Source organism: Ottowia thiooxydans (assembly GCF_040548795.1).
In the GTDB taxonomy this organism is placed as follows: Bacteria; Pseudomonadota; Gammaproteobacteria; order Burkholderiales; family Burkholderiaceae_C; genus Ottowia; species Ottowia thiooxydans_A.
In genome coordinates this window covers 79,442-97,964 of record NZ_JBEPSH010000005.1, presented here as the reverse complement: position 1 = coordinate 97,964, position 18,523 = coordinate 79,442, and the positions used below count along the sequence as shown (strand labels likewise).

The 18,523-nt window shown below is 59.3% G+C and carries 18 protein-coding genes; 15 read left to right on the top strand and 3 right to left on the bottom strand.

Annotated features, from left to right (window positions below):
* Nucleotides 1-26: 26 nt before the first annotated feature.
* Genes ABIE13_RS12590 through ABIE13_RS12560 form a run of 7 tightly spaced genes read left to right on the top strand, consistent with a single transcriptional unit; the run spans nucleotide 27 to nucleotide 6,953 of the window.
* Nucleotides 27-980 carry a Bug family tripartite tricarboxylate transporter substrate binding protein gene (locus ABIE13_RS12590; RefSeq protein WP_354443883.1) on the top strand — a complete coding sequence of 318 codons (954 nt, stop codon included), beginning with the start codon at nucleotides 27-29 and terminating at the stop codon, nucleotides 978-980.
* Between the two features lie 29 nt (nucleotides 981-1,009).
* On the top strand, nucleotides 1,010-1,969 hold the full coding sequence (locus tag ABIE13_RS12585; protein WP_354443881.1) for a Bug family tripartite tricarboxylate transporter substrate binding protein: 960 nt from the start codon (nucleotides 1,010-1,012) through the stop codon (nucleotides 1,967-1,969).
* A complete protein-coding gene (locus ABIE13_RS12580; protein ID WP_354443879.1) occupies nucleotides 1,966-2,880 on the top strand; it encodes a CoA transferase subunit A in 915 nt (304 codons plus the stop codon). The genes ABIE13_RS12585 and ABIE13_RS12580 overlap by 4 nt, the downstream gene beginning before the upstream one ends.
* Nucleotides 2,867-3,661, top strand: coding sequence for a CoA-transferase (locus ABIE13_RS12575; RefSeq protein WP_354443877.1), 795 nt, complete (start codon nucleotides 2,867-2,869; stop codon nucleotides 3,659-3,661). Before ABIE13_RS12580 ends, ABIE13_RS12575 begins: the two co-directional genes overlap by 14 nt.
* Nucleotides 3,662-3,679: 18 nt before the next feature.
* Nucleotides 3,680-4,846, top strand: a complete 1,167-nt coding sequence (locus ABIE13_RS12570) for a CaiB/BaiF CoA transferase family protein (protein ID WP_354443876.1) — start codon at nucleotides 3,680-3,682, stop codon at nucleotides 4,844-4,846.
* Entirely contained in the window at nucleotides 4,843-5,709 is an 867-nt protein-coding gene (locus ABIE13_RS12565; protein ID WP_354443875.1) for an HpcH/HpaI aldolase/citrate lyase family protein, read from the top strand. The genes ABIE13_RS12570 and ABIE13_RS12565 overlap by 4 nt, the downstream gene beginning before the upstream one ends.
* Nucleotides 5,706-6,953, top strand: a complete 1,248-nt coding sequence (locus ABIE13_RS12560; RefSeq protein WP_354443873.1) for an acetyl-CoA hydrolase/transferase family protein — start codon at nucleotides 5,706-5,708, stop codon at nucleotides 6,951-6,953. Before ABIE13_RS12565 ends, ABIE13_RS12560 begins: the two co-directional genes overlap by 4 nt.
* 115 nt (nucleotides 6,954-7,068) lie before the next feature.
* On the opposite strand, the gene ABIE13_RS12555 is transcribed toward ABIE13_RS12560, so the two are convergent.
* Nucleotides 7,069-7,845 (bottom strand): CoA-binding protein, encoded by a 777-nt coding sequence (locus ABIE13_RS12555; RefSeq protein ID WP_354443871.1) that lies wholly within the window; start codon nucleotides 7,843-7,845, stop codon nucleotides 7,069-7,071.
* A 453-nt stretch (nucleotides 7,846-8,298) separates the two neighbouring features.
* Here ABIE13_RS12555 and ABIE13_RS12550 point away from each other — a divergent pair, with 453 nt between their 5' ends.
* Nucleotides 8,299-9,240, top strand: a complete 942-nt coding sequence (locus tag ABIE13_RS12550; protein WP_354443869.1) for a Bug family tripartite tricarboxylate transporter substrate binding protein — start codon at nucleotides 8,299-8,301, stop codon at nucleotides 9,238-9,240.
* 202 nt (nucleotides 9,241-9,442) lie between these two features.
* Here ABIE13_RS12550 and ABIE13_RS12545 read toward each other — a convergent pair whose 3' ends face one another.
* Nucleotides 9,443-10,273, bottom strand: coding sequence for a sterol desaturase family protein (locus ABIE13_RS12545; RefSeq protein WP_354443868.1), 831 nt, complete (start codon nucleotides 10,271-10,273; stop codon nucleotides 9,443-9,445).
* Between the two features lie 62 nt (nucleotides 10,274-10,335).
* On the bottom strand, nucleotides 10,336-10,929 hold the full coding sequence (locus ABIE13_RS12540) for a hypothetical protein (RefSeq protein WP_354443866.1): 594 nt from the start codon (nucleotides 10,927-10,929) through the stop codon (nucleotides 10,336-10,338).
* Between the two features lie 234 nt (nucleotides 10,930-11,163).
* Here ABIE13_RS12540 and ABIE13_RS12535 point away from each other — a divergent pair, with 234 nt between their 5' ends.
* The 7 genes from ABIE13_RS12535 (at nucleotide 11,164) to ABIE13_RS12505 (ending at nucleotide 18,412) form a co-directional block, all read left to right on the top strand.
* Complete coding sequence (locus ABIE13_RS12535) at nucleotides 11,164-12,081, top strand: LysR family transcriptional regulator (protein WP_354443865.1); 918 nt, start codon at nucleotides 11,164-11,166, stop codon at nucleotides 12,079-12,081.
* A 177-nt stretch (nucleotides 12,082-12,258) separates the two neighbouring features.
* Nucleotides 12,259-13,164: an amino acid ABC transporter substrate-binding protein gene (locus ABIE13_RS12530; RefSeq protein WP_354443864.1), complete on the top strand. Its 906-nt coding sequence runs from the start codon at nucleotides 12,259-12,261 to the stop codon at nucleotides 13,162-13,164.
* Nucleotides 13,165-13,208: 44 nt separating this feature from the next.
* On the top strand, nucleotides 13,209-13,943 hold the full coding sequence (locus ABIE13_RS12525) for an amino acid ABC transporter permease (RefSeq protein WP_354443862.1): 735 nt from the start codon (nucleotides 13,209-13,211) through the stop codon (nucleotides 13,941-13,943).
* A 6-nt stretch (nucleotides 13,944-13,949) separates the two neighbouring features.
* The gene (locus ABIE13_RS12520; protein ID WP_354443860.1) at nucleotides 13,950-14,633 is read left to right on the top strand and encodes an amino acid ABC transporter permease; all 684 of its coding nucleotides are present in this window, start codon (nucleotides 13,950-13,952) and stop codon (nucleotides 14,631-14,633) included.
* 24 nt (nucleotides 14,634-14,657) lie between these two features.
* Nucleotides 14,658-16,016: an NAD(P)/FAD-dependent oxidoreductase gene (locus ABIE13_RS12515; RefSeq protein ID WP_354443859.1), complete on the top strand. Its 1,359-nt coding sequence runs from the start codon at nucleotides 14,658-14,660 to the stop codon at nucleotides 16,014-16,016.
* A gap of 459 nt (nucleotides 16,017-16,475) precedes the next feature.
* The gene (locus ABIE13_RS12510) at nucleotides 16,476-17,456 is read left to right on the top strand and encodes a Bug family tripartite tricarboxylate transporter substrate binding protein (RefSeq protein ID WP_354443857.1); all 981 of its coding nucleotides are present in this window, start codon (nucleotides 16,476-16,478) and stop codon (nucleotides 17,454-17,456) included.
* Nucleotides 17,457-18,076: 620 nt separating this feature from the next.
* Complete coding sequence (locus ABIE13_RS12505) at nucleotides 18,077-18,412, top strand: YegP family protein (protein WP_354443855.1); 336 nt, start codon at nucleotides 18,077-18,079, stop codon at nucleotides 18,410-18,412.
* Nucleotides 18,413-18,523 lie beyond the last annotated feature (111 nt).

The following is an 18,523-nucleotide window of genomic DNA, read 5'->3' as shown; positions in this document are numbered from 1 at the left end:
ATACAGAAAAATCAGGAGACAAAACTATGAATTTGCATGCATGGGCTGTCGGTGTGCTGTTGGCGATACCGCTGGCGGTGAGTGCACAGGTCTATCCGGACAAGCCAGTGAAGATCATCGTTCCGTTCACACCGGGCAGCGGAGGCGACACCGTCGCGCGGGTGGTGGCCGACGAGTTGCGCAAATCGATGGGAAGCACGTTCATCATCGACAACAAGCCGGGTGCGTCGGGACAGATCGGCACCGAGATGGCGGCCAAGTCATCGCCCGATGGCTACACGCTGCTGCAAACATCGTCGGCACAGAACTCAGCAGGGCCCTGGCTCACCAAGAAAGTGACCTACGACCCCATCAAGGATTTCACGCACATCGCGCGCGTGATCACGGTGCCGTTCCTGCTGGTCGTACATCCCGACGTGCCTGCGAAGTCGGTCAAGGAATTTATCGACTATGCAGGCCAGAATCCCGGCCTGGCATACGGACACGGGTCGGCCACTTCGCAGGTGGCCGCGGCCACGTTCTCCGCGCTGGCCAAGATCCAGACAGTCAATGTGCCGTACAAGAGCCAGCCGCCCGCAGTGACCGATCTGATAGGCGGTCAGACCCGCTTCATGATGGGCGACCTCTCGGTGGTCGGCCCGCAGATCAAGGCCGGCAAACTGCGCGCAATCGCGATCACGTCGCGTAACCGTTCTCCGCAGTTCCCGGAAGTGCCCACACTCGCCGAATCGGGGATGCCGGAGTTCGACCTCGAAGTGTGGATCGGCATAGGTGCGCCGCGGGGCCTGCCGAGGGACATCACTGAAAAACTCAGCTCCGAGATCATGAAGATGGGCCAGCGCGAGGACGTGCGGCAGCGCTTCCAGGCCGTAGGCTTCGATCTCGTGACCAACACGATGCCCGATCACGCAGTGTTCATGCGCGACCAGTTGGCCGCATGGGGCAAGCGCATCAAGGATGCAGGCATCCAGCCCGAATAAGCAGATTTCCCCGTACAACGGAGACATGCATGAAGAAACTGGTTCATTGGCTGGCTGGTGTGGCTTTCGCCGTACCGCTCGTGCTCTGCGCGCAGACCTACCCGGGCGACAAGCCGGTGCGCGTGGTTGTACCGTTCACACCAGGTAGCGCGAGTGACATGGTTGCACGCGTTTTCGCGGACGAGATGCGCAAGTCGCTCGGTGGGACTTTCGTAGTGGACAACAAGCCGGGGGGCGCCGGCCTGATTGGAGTTGAAATCGTCTCGAAGGCGGCTCCTGACGGCCACACCCTGTTGCTCACGACCTCGGCCACCCACTCCGCGGGCCCGTGGCTCCTCAAGAAAATGCCTTACGACCCGCTCAAGGACTTTGTGCACATAGGCCGCGTCATCAACGTGCCTTTCCTGCTGCTGGTGCATCCCGACGTGCCCGCGAAGAATGTCAGGGAATTTCTCGAGTACGCGCGCAAAAACCCCGGTTTGAGCTACGGCTATGGCTCATCCACTTCTCAGGTCGCGGCAGCCACGTTTTCCTCGCTTGGAAAGGTGAGCACGATGGGTGTGCCCTATAAGAGCCAGCCGCCCGCGGTTACCGATCTGATCGGCGGACAGACCCGCTTCATGATGGCAGACCCCTCCGTGGCGGCATCGCATGTCAAGGCAGGCAAGCTGCGTGCGCTCGCGATTACGTCACGCACGCGATCGAACCAACTGCCTGATGTCCCGACGCTCGCCGAATCGGGCATGGGCGAGTTCGATCCAGAGGTGTGGCTCGGCATCGGTGCGGCTGCGGGTATCCCCAAGGACATCGCGGACCGCCTCAGCGTTGAGATCGTGAGAATGGGCCAGCGCGACGACGTGAGGCAGCGTTTCGCGGCTGCCGGCCTCGATCTGCAGACGAACACCCTCGCCGAGCACACCGACTACGCCAAAGTGCAGCTAGATGCATGGGGCGCGCGCATCAAGGACGCCGGGATCCAGCCCGAATGACGCAGCGGACTTCCATACAGGCCTCTGCGGCCGACGCACTCGCGTGGCTGAAAGACGGCGCTACGCTCGCGATCGGCGGCTCGTTGTTCCACAACAAGCCCATGAGACTCATCCGCGAGATTGCGCGGCGGCGCACCCGCGGCCTCACCGTGGTCGCGATAACGCAGGCGTCTATCGACGTCGATCTTCTGATCGCTGCCGGCTGCGTCGCGGAGGTGCGTGTACCGTACCTCGGATTCGAGTACCTCGGGCTTGCATCGAATTTCAGGCGTCATGCGGCCGATGGACGTCTGCGCGTCTGGGACTGCGACGAAACTCAGGTGATCGCAGGAATTGAGGCCACCGCCAAGAACCTCCCGTCGGGTATTACGAAGACCGGTGTCGGCACCGACCTCCTTCGTACGAATCCCGATCTGCGGGCTATCGACGACCCGATCACCGGCGAGCCGATGGTGGCCGTGCCGGCGATCCGCCCCGACGTTTCAATCATCCATGCGTCGCGCGGCGACAGATGGGGCAACCTCACTTACGCTGGGTACCCCTTTTCCGACGTGTTGATTGCCGAAGCCACGCGTCGATGCGGCGGCAAGGTGATCGCGAGCGTCGATGAACTTGTGCCGCCGTCGTTGATCTCCGCAGACCCGTTCCGCACGACCATCGCTCACATCCTCGTCGATGCTGTCGTCGAGGCCCCCTGGGGCGCGCATCCGTGCTCTTCACACGGAAGCTACCAGTACGACGAAGCCTACATCGAAAACTACCAGGTCCAGGCGCGTAAGGGGGAGCTGGAGATGGACTCATGGTTAAACGAGCATGTGCGGACACAGGAGACGCACGAGGCGTACCTTGACCGCTCCATCACGCCGTCGCGGTTGGCCGCGTTGCGCAAGGACATCTATGCAGGAAGTTGAACACCAACAATGGTCGTGGGGCGAGCTCGCGGCCATCGTCCTGAGCCGTGAGCTGCGCGACGGCGAAGTGGGCTCGCCAGGTGGCTCGCGTAGCGAGATTCCACTGGCTGCGGCGCGGCTCGCGCAACTCATGCATGCACCCAACCTGTCGATCATCACGAGTGCAGTCGGCTTCGTGGCTTCCCTGGTCGACAAACCATGGAGTCCGCTGTTCCACTCGACGATGGACTACCGCAATCTTTATGCAGGTACCGAAGCGGTGATGGCCTCGAGCGGCGTCTTTCATACGAGGCGCGACTGGTTCTTCGCCGGTGCGATGCAGGTCGATGGCTACGGCAACATCAACCTTAGTACCGTGATGCTGAAGGACGGCACGGCCATGCGCGGTCCGGGCGCGGCAGGCCTCGCGTACTCATCGGCGATGGCCAAACGCTTCTTCATATACATGCACGAGCATAGCCCACGATCCTTCGTGAAGAAGCTTGACTACATGACCGCAATCGGTCATGGCTCGGGCCCGAATTCACGCGAGAAGCTAGCTCTGCGGGGCGGTGGTCCGGCGCTCGTGATCAGCCCACGCGGTGTGATGGACTTCGACGAACAAACGCTGCGGTTGAGGCTGCGCTCGGTGCATCCGGGCCAAAGCCTGGCGGAACTCGTAGATCAAACGGGGTGCGACCTCATCGTTCCGCGCCAAGTGCCTTTCACCGCGCCGCCCACTGATATGGAACTCGACATGCTGCGCCAACGCGTCGACCGCGGCGGCGTACTGCGTCATTGACTGAACACAAGGAATCCCATGCAAGCGCTTGAAGGAGTGAAGGTCCTCGACCTAGGGCGAGCCCTCGCCGGACCGATGTGCGGCCTTATGCTGGCCGATCTCGGGGCTGACGTGATCAAGATCGAACCGCCGGGGCTCGGCGACGACAGTCGAGAATGGCCGCCAATGGTGAATGGTGAGAGCACCTACTTCATGAGCGTAAACCGCAACAAGCGCAGTATCGTTCTCGACCTCACGACCGCCGAGGGCAAGGAAGTGATGCTGCGCATGGCCGAGACAGCAGATGTGCTTGTCGAGAATTACCGCTCTGACGTAATGGACCGGCTCGGGCTCGGCTACGAGGTGCTGCGCAAGGTCAACCCGCGGTTGATCTATTGCGCGCTCACTGGCTTCGGGCGCACCGGCCCACGGCGCAACAAACCCGCGACCGATGTGTACGCACAGGCCTTCGCGGGAATCATGGGTCTAACGGGAGAAGTCGATGGCGGCCCGCTGCGCGTCGGTGTGAGCATGGCGGACATGACAACGGGGCTTTTCGGCGCCTACGGCGTGCTCGCAGCACTGCAGGCGCGGCATCTCACAGGAAGGGGGCAACTTGTCGACACATCGCTCATGGAAGGTCAAGTCGCTTTTCTCTCCTACCACATCACGGCTTACCATGCCACGGGTAAAGTGCCGCAGTCCCAGGGCGCGGGCCATCCGAGTATTGTGCCCTACGGCGCGTTCCGCTGCAGCGACGGATGGGTGGCGATGGCCACGTTCAACGACCGGTTGTGGCAGCGCGCAGCTGTGGGCCTCGGACTGCGCGAGTTAGCAGAAAACCCACGCTTTCTCACCATCTCCCAGCGGCTCGCCAACCGCGAAGAGTTTCTCGATATCGTCAATGCGCGGTTTCTAACGAAGACCGTCGACGAATGGGTCGCCATCATGGAGGATCTCGACGTGCCGCTCGCCCCTGTCAACAAACTCGATAAATTGCTGGCAGATCCGCAAATTTCCGATCGCGAGATGCTACAGACGTTCCATCACCCCGCTGCGGGTGAAGTGCAGACCTTCGGTTTTCCGGTCAAGTTCTCCGAGACTCCCTGCGAGTTCCGCCGACCGCCACCGATGCTAGGGCAACACACGGGTGAGGTCCTCCGAGAATATGGCTTCGACGCATCGCACACGGGAGTCCAGGCATGATGCGTTCGTTCCTCCTCGCTCCCGCAAACCGGCCAGACCTCGTGGCCAAGTTCCCCCGCTTCGGCGCAGACTGCTGCGTCATCGACCTCGAAGATGGCACACCGTTCGCTGATAAGGTACGCGCGCGCGAAATGCTTGCCGAGACCGTGGGCAAGGCGCGCAACGGCGGTTATCACGGATTGCTCACGGTGCGCGTGAACCTCCCATCGTCGCCGCTGTACCTTGACGACGTCGCCGCAGCGCTAGCGTGTGACATCGACGGCATTGTCGTGCCGAAGCTCGAGAGTGCGGACGAGCTATTTCCGGTGGCGCACTGGATACGGCGCCGCGATGCCGAGGCACCGCGCCGCCGGCCTCGATTCGTGATTGGCGGCATCGAATCGATACGCGGCGTGCTCAATGCAGTGGCGATTTGCGCCACCTCGCCGCACCTGGATGCAGTGTATTTCGGCGCGGAGGACTTCACCGCCGAGATGGGCGCGCGGCGCACGCGCGGAGGTGTCGAAGTCGCGACCGCACGCGGTATGGTCGTGATGGCCGCAAAGGCCGCAGGCGTGCTCGCAATCGACCAGGCGGTAGTGGACATTCGCGACGACGCACTCTTTACCGAAGACACGCTCAGCGGCCGTGACATGGGATTTGACGGAAAAACCTGCGTCACCCCAGGGCAGGTGAAGCTCGCGAATGCTGCGTACACCCCCACCTCCGAGGAACACGACACCGCGCGGCGGCTCGTGGACACCTACGAGGCTGCTATGCGGAACGGCATCGGCACGATCGACTTCGAAGGCAAGATGATCGATGCACCGCTTCTGAAGCGAGCACAGAAGGTACTCGATCTCTCTGCAGCGAGCTGCAAATGACACTGGACCTCGCACGTTACATACGGCCTGGCGACGGCATTGTGTTCGGGCAAGCCACGGGCGAGCCGCTGACACTCACCGAGGCCCTGGTGCAGCAGCGTGCGGCACTGAGCGGCAGCAGCATTTTCTTCGGCTCGGGTTTTTCGCGCACGTTCCAACCCGCCCACGCTGACCATCTGCGCTTCTCGGGCATCGGCGGTGTCGGTACGCTTCGCAAGCTCGCCACCTCGGGCGTGCTCGATCCGGTCCCGTGCCATATCTCATCAGTCGCGGGGCTGATTCGTGACGGCACGATCCGTTGCGACGTGGCGATGGTACTCGTGAGTCCGTCCAACGATGCGGGCGAGCACAGCTTCGGGGTAATCAACGATTACGTGAGGGCGGCTATCGCATCGGCGCGCGAGGTGATCGCTGAGGTGAACGAGCAGGTCCCCTGGACGCCTTGCGACCATCCGCTGCGCCGGGAAGAGATCACGGCAATGATCTCCACTAATCGGCCCGTGGTAGAACTGCTCGCAGCCCCGTTCGGCGACACCGAGCGAGCAATCGCGAAAAATCTCCAGGACGTAATACCCGACCGTGCGACGCTGCAGGTCGGCATCGGCGGTGTGCCCGAAGCGATCATCGCTATGCTCGGAGACCGGCGCGACCTTGGCATACATTCAGGGATGGTAGGAGATTCAGTCGTCGATCTGATGGAGCGCGGCGTCGTGACCAACGCCTATAAAGGCATTGACCCGGGCGTCACGGTCACGGGCAGCCTGATTGGCACCGAGCGGCTGTACCGGTTCGCGGACCGCAACCCCGCTTTCCGCCTGTGCCCGAGCAGCTACACGCATGCGAGCTCGACAATTGCTTCGGTGAAGCAGCTCGTGTCACTCAACTCTGCGCTCGAAGTCGACCTCACCGGTCAGGTGAATGCTGAAGCTATAGGCTCCGATTATTTCGGCGCGGTGGGCGGTCAGGTCGACTTTGTGCGCGGTGCAAGCCTTTCCGAGGGTGGCGTGTCGATCGTCGCGCTGGCTGCGACGGGCAAAAACGGCGAATCAAAGATTGTCGCGTCGCTGTCAGGTCCGGTCACCACGCCGCGCAGCGACGTCGACATCGTTGCCACTGAGTACGGCATCGCGCGATTGCGTGGCCGCACGATCCGTGAACGGATTCGGGCTCTGGCTGCTATCGCGGCGCCGCAACACCGGGACGTCCTGATCGCGCAGGCTCGCGAAACATGGGGAACCTGCTGATGAGTGCTTCACGTCGTTTTTCAATAGCTTGTTAACTGTTCAAACGAACTCGTATTCTGAATCTCACTCCATCCAGCAAAAAAACGCGCAGCGATGTGTGTTGCGAGAGTAGGTCCTAGGCGTTGGCAACGGCAGTAATCAGCGGCGCGACATCATCGGCAAAGCGTTCGGCCACGGCATTGGAGCTCATCTCTGGCCGACGGCCCATGAGCATGGCGCCTTGAATCATGTCGAACGGACTCTCGAACAGCAACACGCCGTGGGCGCGGCAGACGGCTTCGAACACCGCATAGGGACCGGCCAGACTGGCGGTGTGTGAGCTAACGGCGGCCGCACCTGCCGCAGTACGCCCCGCCTTCAGCACCAGGACGGGTTTATCTGCGGCACGTGCACTCGCGAGCAACGCGGCAAAGCGAGCAGGCTCGCGCACTTCTTCAATGTAGAGGCAGATGACATCGGTCTTTGGGCCTTCGATTAAGTATTCAAAGAAGTCGTTGATGTTCAGGTCCGCCTGATTGCCCACCGACACGGTGGAACTGAAGCCGGCCTCCATGTCCACTCCGCGGGCCAGCATGGTGCCCATGAGTGCGCCGCTCTGGCTGACGATACCGATACCCCCTTTGGGCAGCTTGTCTACTAAGCCAACAACCACTCCGGTTGTCGCCGCCAGGTTATGGTGCGTATTCATCAAACCCATGCAGTTGGGGCCCACGATGCGCATGCCAGCAGCCCGCGCCTCCGCCACCATGAGATCCTGAGCAGCCTTGCCTTCGGCGCCACTTTCTGCGTAGCCCGATGTAATGGCCACCACGCATTGAACGCCTTTGGCGGCACAGTCGACCATTGCGGCAGGCGTATGTTGACGTGGCAGCAGCAACACGGCCATGTCCACCGGCCCGGGCAGGCAGACACCGTAGGGTAGGCTGGCAAGCCAAATATGGTTTTAGCCTTCGGATTGATCGGGTACAACTCGCCTTGTGGCGGGTGCTTGCGCAAATAGCCATGAAGCGGCCCCCCCATTTGGTCTCGTCGTCCGAAGCGCCAATGACGGCAATAGAACGCGGATGAAGAAGGCGCCGCACTGTGTCGGCCATGGGTTCGATGTCCCGTTTCACTTTAATCAGTCTCCATTTGCTTAAAGCGCACTGTAGGGACGGTGACTTGTTTTGTGAATTGAAATGATCTTGCTGCTTAGTAAATAATTTTTATCAATAAAACTTCAGAATGGGTTCATCAATGAACATTGAATCCACTACATCGTTTCCGCACCATCTGGCCGTGCTTTGCCCAAAGTTAGAAAAATGGCCCATACTAAAACCATTCCCATAGTGAAAAGAGACAAACCATGAAAAGACGCTTGGTGTTCGCCCTGACTGCACTCGCTCTAACACTGCCCGCCATGGCACAGCAAGACCGGAATCTGCGTGTAATAGTGCCCTACCCAGCGGGTGGTAACGCGGACAACATTGCGCGGCTTTACGCGGAAGCTCTGGGTAAGAAACTGGGCCGCCCCGTCGTGGTGGAGAACCGCCCAGGCGCCGGTGCGGTGATTGGCGCGCAGGCCGCAGCACGCGCACCGGCGGACGGCAACACCTTGTTCGTCGCTCCCACCGGTGTGTTCGTGGTAACCCCGCATCTCACCAAGATGGGGCTGGACCCATTAGAAGCTTTTTTGCCTGTCGCCAAGCTCACCTCGTGGATACCCGTGATGGTCGTGCGCAAGGATTTCCCCGCGAACAACTTCAATGAGCTGGTGGCAGAACTGAAGAAGAACCCGGGCAAGTATTCATTCGCTTCAGCCGGCCCCGCCACCATGACCCACCTGATGGGCGAGCTCATGAACCTCAAGCTTGGCGTCAAAACCGTGCACGTACCGTACAAAGGTTCCGCCGAGTTCATTCCTGATCTCATCTCCGGCCGGGTGGATTTTGTGTACGACAGCGTCGTGATTCCTCAGGTGAAGGCCGGACAGCTTCGGCCCATGGTGAGCATGGTCAACATCCACCACCCCGAGCTCAAGAGTGTTCCCACACTCAAGGAAGTGGGCGTTGATCTGGACACACCCAACTGGTATGGGGTTTTTGTCCCTAAAGGCACCCCTTCGGACGTGGTGGACAAACTGGGCGAAGCGTCACGCGAAGTGATGCAATCCATGGATACAGACAAACTCACCAAGATGAGCATGGCCGCGTCGTATCAAGGCCCTGCGGAGTTCAAGGCTCAGCTCGCCAAGGACGATGCTTTGATGAAAGATGTGATTCAGAAGGCTGAGGTGAAGATGCAATAGTGTCTATTGCCCAAGCTTGAGCACCGCGTCTCCCAGCCCTTTGAGGACGCTGTCAGCCAGCGCCATGGGAAACTCCCCCTGTCTAGTTGATTCACGCATCATGGTTTATAGACTCAAAAAACAAACTGAAAGCTGTCAATCAAAATAACAGCCTATTGGATGTATCGCTTGGCGTGAGAACTCTGCTTGAACCCACCCTTCCCTATAGCTGGTCCCAGTAGCGCCTTACTTTCCATGGCGTTTTAAGCAAGCCCCACCATGTATGCCATTCGGGATCGCTAAGCCGACTCAGCCCTGTCTCCTGCAAGGGAATGGGTGGTGTTTGATACGTGCCCAGCCACCGGTCCCATAGGGAAAGAAATTGCCCAAAGTTGCTGTCCGTGTATTTCACGTCGGGCGAATGATGAGTTTGATGAGCCGCTGGGGTGACAAGCAGCCAGCCCACCCAGCGCTCCCACCAGGCCAGCGCATTGGGAGTCCAGGCAATCGCTGCATGGTGCATGTGCGAAAGAACGATCGCCAGCGCATCGCGCACCAGGAACACCTCCAGCGGCACGCCAAATCCCAACAGGATGACCAGTCTGAATGCAAGTCCTGGAAACGGCGACAGCGGGTGTTGGCGCAACGAGGTGGAAACATCCACCTTTGGATCCGAGTGATGGACCGCATGCAGAAGCCACATGGGCTTCCACTGATGAGAGATCCGGTGAACCAGGTAGTCTGAAAAATCGGCGATCAGGAAACCTACTGCCCATGCGGCCCAGTAGGGAACTTCCAGTAGATTCAAAAGGCCGACTTTTTGCAGACTGAGCACATCCCAGACGGGCTTTAGAAACCACTGGAACACGAGACTGAAGCTGACCACCAGCGTAATCCAGATCAGTAGATTCTGGAGAAAATGCAGCGTGCGTTCGCGCGCGCTCCATTGATAACGTGGCCAGATGGATTCGAGTACGGCGGTTAGCGCAAAACCGCCGAACACGGCAACCATGGCCACTAAATTGACGAAGCGAGCGAACTCCGAATCAACCATGGTGTTCAAATCTCACTGCGCACTGCCAGGCGTCTGAGCCGGGCGAAGCCGCCAGGCATTCCTCAGCTTTTCTTGCGCAAACCCCGAGCGCTGGCGAAGCCAAAGAGAGAAAGCGCCAACAAGGTCAGCCCCATAGGTCCCAAGGTATCGACCGCCACGGCCGTTGCGGCGGCTACGCGGCTGCTGAACTGGGCTACCACGCCTGGCGTACTGGTGGGCTCTGCACTGCCGTCTTCCGTGGCAGAGCAATTGAACATAAATCCACCGACCTGGGGTACCACCGCGACACACCCGATGCTCAGAGTACCCTCGGCAGCAACCGGCACATTGCTGGTGTTAGTGACCTCGATGGTGCAGTTGGAAGCCGGATCTGCCCCCCCTGTGTAGGTCATGGTATCGCACGTACCGCCCGTGATAGCGAAGGGGCCGGCGCCGGGATTCAGCGTGGGCTCAGTAAGCCTCGCGACTACACCCCAATTTTCCCCCGGCGGTACCAGAGTGATCGTCACCGTTGTGGTCTCTCCCGGAGCAAGCACTCGGGGGGTAGCAGCGTCACTGTAGCCGTTGAAGTAACTCTGTGCTTGAGCCGGCACCCACGCCGTCAACGCCATAGCCGCGATGGCCACGCAATAAAGTTGACGAGAACGTTTAAACATCTTTAAACCTCGGCGAAAGGGTGTGATTGGGAAACCGCTTGTCCGCATATTAAATCTTATGCGATACATTTTGCGCATCTTTAGTGCCGTTAGTGGCTTTTTAGAAACACGCCCGCGCTCCGCCAGCAGCCAATCTCATCACCAGCCGCTCTGAGATGCTTCACCGCGGACAAACAAGGAGTCTGACTGCAAGTTGCCCGGTCAGACAAACGGAGTGAGCGACTACACTTGTTTATGTTGACGTTCAAACAACTTGAAGCCATCTACTGGGTCGTGGAACTTGGCGGCTTCGCGCAGGCGGCGGCCCGGCTCAACACGACGCAGTCTGCGGTTTCCAAGCGTGTGCAGGAGCTTGAGTCGCTCTTCGACACGCCGCTGTTTGACCGCACCTTGCGCACGGCGCAACTGAGCGAGAAGGGTCAGGAGATGTATCACATCGCCAAAAGCCTTCTCGATCAGCGTAACGCAGCTGTCGAGGCGTTTTCACGGGCGGACGTCATCGAGCGTCGGCTGCGCATCGGGGTGACCGAGGTGGCTGCCATGACCTGGATGCCGGCGCTGATGGCGCGCATACGCCTGACCTGGCCACGCGTGATCATCGAATTGGATGCGGACGCCATGGTGCCGCTGCGCGACAAGTTGCTGGCTGGCGAACTTGACCTCATCGTCGTTCCCTCCGAGCTGGAAGACAGCCGGTTGGTCAAAGAAGTTGTGGGCGAGGTGGAGATGGGCTGGATGTGCAAGCCCGGCTTGATTCGGCGCAAGACCATTGCGCTTGACGAACTCACCGAACAGACGTTCCTGGTCGAAGGCGCGCGTTCGGGAACGGGCCGCATCTTCAACCGTTGGCTCAAAAGCCTGGGCGTTGTGCCTGAAAACACCATCGTCAGCAGCAACCTTGTCTCCATTGTTGCCATGACGGTGTCTGGACTGGGTGTTAGCCGCCTGCCGCACAGATGCCTGTCGCCGTTGATCAGCGCAGGTCTTTTACAGGTCTTCAGGGTAACGCCTCAGGCACCGGACATTCCCTATGTGGCTGCTTACAAGAAAGAGCTGCGCAGCACGTTCCTGGATGCCGTTGTGGAGCTGGTGAAAGAGTGCTGCGATTTCAGCCAGCCCTTCCAGATCAACACCACTACAGCGCGGCGTTAACTGGGGTTAACTGGCGACGAAAGAGGTGGTTAGGCGGGCAGTGAAGCGAATGCCAGATAAAACATCACCTCAAGGAATATGTTTTATCTAAAAATATCGCTTTTCACGAACAGTTAAATAGGAAGAATCCAGGGGTTCGCGGTTCATTTTTAGCTCGCGTCAACCCAGGAGCCTTCCATGCAACACTCACGCCACCTTGTTCTGGGCGCTTGCGTCGCCTCTATCGCCTTGCTTGCCACCGGTGCGGCCTACGCCCAGCCTCTGAACGGGACCATGCAGCGCATCAAGGAAACCGGCGAGATCCGCATTGGCCACCGCGATGTGTCTGTTCCGTTCTCCTACCTGACCGACGATGGAAAGCCTATTGGCTTTTTCATGGACATCTGCGCCCGCGTGGTCGACACGATCAAGGCCGATCTCAAGCAGGAAGTGAAGGTCGTACTGCGCCCAGTGACCCTCAGTACCCAGATTCCTCTGCTACAGAACCAGGGCGTGGACATTGTCTGTGGACCGGCGACGAACACCGTAGAGCGGCAAAAGCAAGTGTCCTTCAGCAATACGCTCTATGTCTCCAGCATCCGCGCTGTGGTGCGCCGCGATAGTGGCATCAACAAGTTTGCCGATCTGAACGACAAGACCGTGGCGCTCACTGCCGCTTCGACCTCCATCAGTTTGCTGACCAAGTTCGAGCAGGAAAAGAAGTTTGAGACCAAGAAGCTGACCAACCCTGACCATGCCCAGTCGTTCCTGATGTTCAGCACCGGCCGAGCACAGGCGTTCGTAATGGACGATATTTTGCTGGCATCGCAGGTGGCCAACAGTGCCAAACCAGCCGACTTCAAGCTGATCGACGAAGCGCTGCGCGTGGAACCCTACGGCTTGGTCATGCGCAAGGATGATGCGCAGTTCAAGGCCGCGGTGGACAAGACGCTGGCCGCTTTGGTGCGCTCGGGTGATTATCAGAAGCTTTATGCCAAATGGTTTGAGTCGCCCATTCCACCCAAGAATGTGAACCTCAATTTCCCGATGACGGCGGCGCTTAAGAGCGTGCTAGCCAGCCCTAACGACAAGGGTATCGAGTAAATCAAGAAGACCCATAAAACCAATAAGACGCCTGGCATACCTTCATGTACCAGTGGAACTGGCCCATTCTCTGGGCCACCTCGTCGGACGGCGTCTATAGCTATCTTGGCACGCTTTTTCTGGGCCTGAAGTGGACGCTGGTGGTCGGCTTGAGCGCCTGGGTTGTGGCGCTGTTGACCGGCGCCGTCGTCGGCGTCGCCCGCACCTTCACCGGCGGCGTGTTCGCGCGTCTGGCCGACGCGTATGTGGAATTCTTTCGGAGCATTCCGCTGATCGTGCAGATGTTCCTTTGGTTCTATGTGGCGCCCGACCTGCTGCCGGAAAGCGCCGCCTCTGCTGTCAAGGCCTGGGACAAATACAACGTGGTTGCCGCCATCCTGTGCCTGTCTTTTTATACCTCCGCCCGCGTGGCGGAGCAGGTGCGAGCAGGTATCCAGGCCATTCCAACCGGGCAGAGCCATGCAGCGCGCGCCTTGGGGCTTACAACTTCAGAGGTCTATCGGTATGTGCTGCTGCCCGTGGGCTTGCGCAAGATATTACCAGCGCTGACGAATGAGTTTCTCAACATCATCAAGAACACTTCGGTGGCCTTCACCATCGCCGTGGTGGAACTGATGGCCGCCACGCGGTCGATGCAGGAAACCACCTTCCAGATCTTCGAGGCGTTCACGGCGGCGACGCTGATCTACCTGGCCGTGAATCTGCTGGTCGTCAGGCTCATGGCCTTCATTGAGCGCAAGCTCGACGTGCCGGGCCTGGGTATTCGGCAGTCGAGGTGAAGGGCAATGGACTTCGATACCAACCTCATCATCCGGGTTCTGCCGCAACTGGCCAAGGGCTTTTGGTTCACGCTACAGCTGACTGCCATCTCCGCGCTGGGCGGGGTACTGCTGGGCACGTTGCTGGCACTGGGGCGGCTTTCAGGCAACGCGGTGCTGTCCCGGATGATTGGCGCCTACGTCAACACGTTGCGCTCCATTCCGCTGCTTTTGGTGATCTTCTGGTTCTTCTTTCTGGTGCCCTACATCGCAGCGTGGGTGACGGGCAGCCAGCGACCTGTGGAAATCAACGCGCTCACCTCCTGCGTGATTACCTTCATCCTGTTTGAAGCCTGCTATTTCTGCGAAATCATGCGCGCGGGCATGCAATCCATTCCCCCTGGTCAGCTGCACGCCGGCAAGGCACTGGGCATGGGTTACTGGACGGTAATGGCCTACATCATCGTGCCCCAGGCCTTTCGCAACATGCTGCCGGTATTGCTGAGCCAGACCATTGTGCTGTTCCAGGACGTGTCGCTGGTGTCGGTTCTGTCCATCAAGGACTTCTTTGGCAGCGCTGATTTTGTTGCCAAGCGCGACGGCCGTCCGCATGAGATGTACCTGACGGTAGCGTTCGTCTACCTCGTGGTCTGCGTCAGTCTTTCACGCGTCGCCAAGTCTCTGCAACGCCGCGTCACCATCGTTCGCTAGTACCTCCCCAAGGAATCTATGTTTATGGAAGAAGTTGATGTCGCCGTCATCGGCGCAGGCAATGCAGGCATTGCCGTGGCCTATTACCTGGTCAAAGAGCAAGGCATCCGGAGCGTGGCGCTCATCGATGCGCGCGACCCTATGAGTCTGACCTCGGCGCAGTCCGGGGAGAACTACCGCAACTGGTGGCCGCATCCCACCATGACCGCGTTCACGGACCACAGCACTCGTTTGATGGAAGAGATGGACATCGCCAGCGGCGGCCGGCTGAACATGACGCGGGGTGGCTATGCGCTGGTCACGCGGCGCGAGCGGCCGCAAGATCTGATTGACGATCTGTACCGCGGCTATGCGCAATCCAGCCAGCAGATCCGCCTCCACGAATCGCGATCTACCGGCTACCAGCCGCCAGTGCGCACGCCGTGGCAGGCTGCGCCGGATGGCGTTGATGTGCTCCTTGATACCGCGCTGATCAGACAACATTTTCCGCACCTGGCAACGGACGTTCGCAGCATCATTCACATCCGCAGCGCGGGCTCTATCAGCGGCCAGCAGATGGGCCAATACATGTTGGAGCAATTTCGCGCCGCTGGTGGCCAGTTGGTGCGCGCGCAGGTCAAGGGCATCTCGCGGGCCAAGCCGTTCACGCTGGACTTGCAGAACGAAGGTGGCGGTACAGCCACCCTGCGTGCGAACCGCCTGGTGAATGCCGCCGGCCCCTTTTTGCGCGACATCGCCAAGATGCTGGGCGAAGATCTTCCGGTCAAATGCCTCTACCAGCAAAAGATCGCGTTCCAGGACCGCGAGGGCGCCATCCCACGTCAGATGCCTTTCACCATCGACCTGGACGGCCAGACGCTGGTCTGGTCGGACGAAGACCGTGAACTGCTGGCCTCTGACCCCGCCAGCCGCAAGCTGGTGGAACCCATGCCCGGCGGCATTCACTGCCGTCCAGACGGAGCGGTGGACGGCAATTGGATCAAGATGGGTTGGGCGTACAACGCGACAGCGACGGACCCGCATGATGATGAGCCCAGAGACCCGCAGTTTCCAGATTCGGTGCTGCGCGCCGGAAGTCGTTTGCACCCGGGCCTGGCTGCCTATATTGGCCGTCTACCGCGTGGCGCGCACCACTATGGCGGCTACTACACCATGACCGATGAGAACTGGCCCCTCATCGGACCGATGCGTACCGAAGGCGCCTTCGTTGCGGGCGCACTGTCGGGGTTCGGCACGATGGCCGCGTGTTCGACAGGCTCGCTTGGCGCGGCCCTGGTGGCGGGAAGTCCTTTGCCTGAATATGCCAAAACGCTGGGATTGGCCCGCTATGAGGACAAGACACTGATGAGCCTACTGAACAGCATGGCTACGGGCGTGCTTTAGACAGCGATAGGTCATTTTCCCTAGCCCTGCACGCCATGCTTTGAGCGTGCAGTGATCGTTCTGGATCCTGTGCCGAAAACCGTTGGTCTAGCTGTATCGGCTGGGAGCAGTTGCAACGCCAAGCCGCCTGAGGTGGGGGCTCGCTCGCGACACCTGTCAAAAACAACCAACCTCCGCTTCGCTCCCACCAAGCCAGGGCAAAGTGGACCCGGGTAATGGTCTAAGGATGCATGCGAGGGACCAACCGCTAATGCTTCATGCCGCAGACGCATTAACGTGTCGCCGAGGATTCGCGCAGAGGCTCCCCAAAGTCACATCTTCAGGAATCAGGGACTCCGCATCCCGAAAAAACGAATGGACACATGACAGGCGCCATTCATAGACTGCGCACGGTCGGAGTAAACCGTGTGAGTGTGCACTGCGCCGATTCCTTAGAAACAGAAATACAGGAGACAAGTCGTGACCGTCGTTCGTCTACTCAAACACCTCTTCGCAGCCTGCGCATTGCTTACCGGCACCACGTTGGCTTTGGCTCAGACCTATCCCGACCGGCCCATCAAGCTGGTCTTGCCATTTCCAGCCGGAAGCGCCACTGACGGCGTGTCGCGTTTCCTTGCGGACGAACTGCGCAAAAGCCTGGGCCAAACGTTTGTGATTGACAATCGTACGGGCGCCGACGGCATCATCGCAGCGCAAGCGGTCAAGGCTGCGGCGCCCGACGGCTATACGCTGATGGTGAGCACCAACTCGGCTCACGGCTCTAATCCCGCGTTGTACAACACGCTTCCCTACGACCCGGAAAAGGATTTTGAAGCCGTTGCTGGCGTGATGAAGATCCCGCAGATGCTGGTGGTGCGCAAGGACTTTCCATCTAACGATGTGGCGAGCTTCATGAAGCTCGCCAAGGAACGTGGTGCTGCTGGCAAGCCTTTGTCCCTAGGCACCGGTAACACCTCAAGTCGAATTGCAGCAGAGTTGCTGAAAACGGCGGGCAGTCTGGAACTGACCATTGCCCCCTACCGCGGCATGCCCCAGGTCATGACAGATCTGGTCGGCGGACAGATTGACTTTACGTTTTCAGATCCATTTGCGGCAGCCGGCTTCATCAACGGCGGGCAGGTCAAGGCACTGGGCGTGACCGATGCCTCACGGGTACAGCTGCTTCCCAATATCCCAACCATGACCGAGGCTGGCTTTCAAAACGTGGCGCTCGTGAGTTTTGTTGCAGTGTTTGCACCCGCCAAAACCGATCCAGCGATCGTGAAACGGCTGAATGCAGAAATCAACAAGATCCTCGCCAGCCCACATGGCAAGGAATACATTCAAAAGATGGGCGCCTCTACGATGTCCATGAGTCCCGATCAATTGCGCAGCTTTGTCTCCTCCGAGATTGCACGGTATGGTCAATTGATCAGTGCGGCCGGTATTCCGAAAAAATGATGGCCGTCTGACGGCGGTGCATAGGCCGATAAGCATTTTTCAGCCTTGAGGACCTGTCTTGACGAGGCAAGGAATACAGTCGGTTCGGGGACGCCATGCGCCAATTGCATGAGCGCTAGGGCCTCGGCGTCCGCCGGCAGGTGGACTTGCGCCAGCGCGATCTCCTGACAACGCGCCGGTACCAAAGTCATTGCCGTACGGACGCACGAAGCGTGTGTCATGAAAATTTTCCATCTGCAGAGGACGCGCGGGAGTGGCGTTGGTCGGCACGCTTGCGCTCCCAAATAGGAGGTTCGGCCGCCATCGCATTCGCTGGAGGTTTTCAAAAAATACTTTTGAAAACAAACTCAACAATATGATGGCAAAAATTGGGTTGCCCTCTAGCATTCGCTTGCTTTCTTAGCACTAAAGACCCTTTTTCAGAAAACTGAAAACACACCGAACACGCAGTTATTTAGTCCCCTTTCGACCCCTGATGAAGGCTCAAGATCGGCGCAAATATAGGCTTTGGCAGAACCCATGAATGAGAAGCATGGACAACTCCTCCTACAAGCCTGTCAGGTGGATCTGGTACAAAGCCTGTGCCTACCGGCATTTCATTTAATTAACGGAGGGATTCAATGAGCGGCAAGTTCGAAATCACCAAGTCCAAGAACGACAAGTTCATGTTTAATCTGAAGGCCGGCAACGGCGAGATTATTTTGACGAGTCAGCTCTACGAGGCCAAGACCAGCGCCCAGCAGGGCATCGACTCGGTAAAAGCCAATGCGCCGCTGGACGAGCGCTACGAGCGCAGCACCTCCACCAGCGGCCAGCCGTACTTCAACCTCAAGGCCGCCAACGGCCAGGTGATAGGCCGCAGCGAGACCTATTCGTCCCCCTCCGCCATGGAAGGCGGCATTGCCTCGGTCAAAAAGAACGCAGCCGACGCCACGGTCGTCGACCTGACGGCCTGAAGACAGGGCCCACCACACGAGAAGAAAGGCCTCGCCAAATGGCGAGGCCCGGGGGCGATGCTCATTCGCCCTTATTGCGCGACCCGATCCGCTTATGGCGCTGTCATTGCC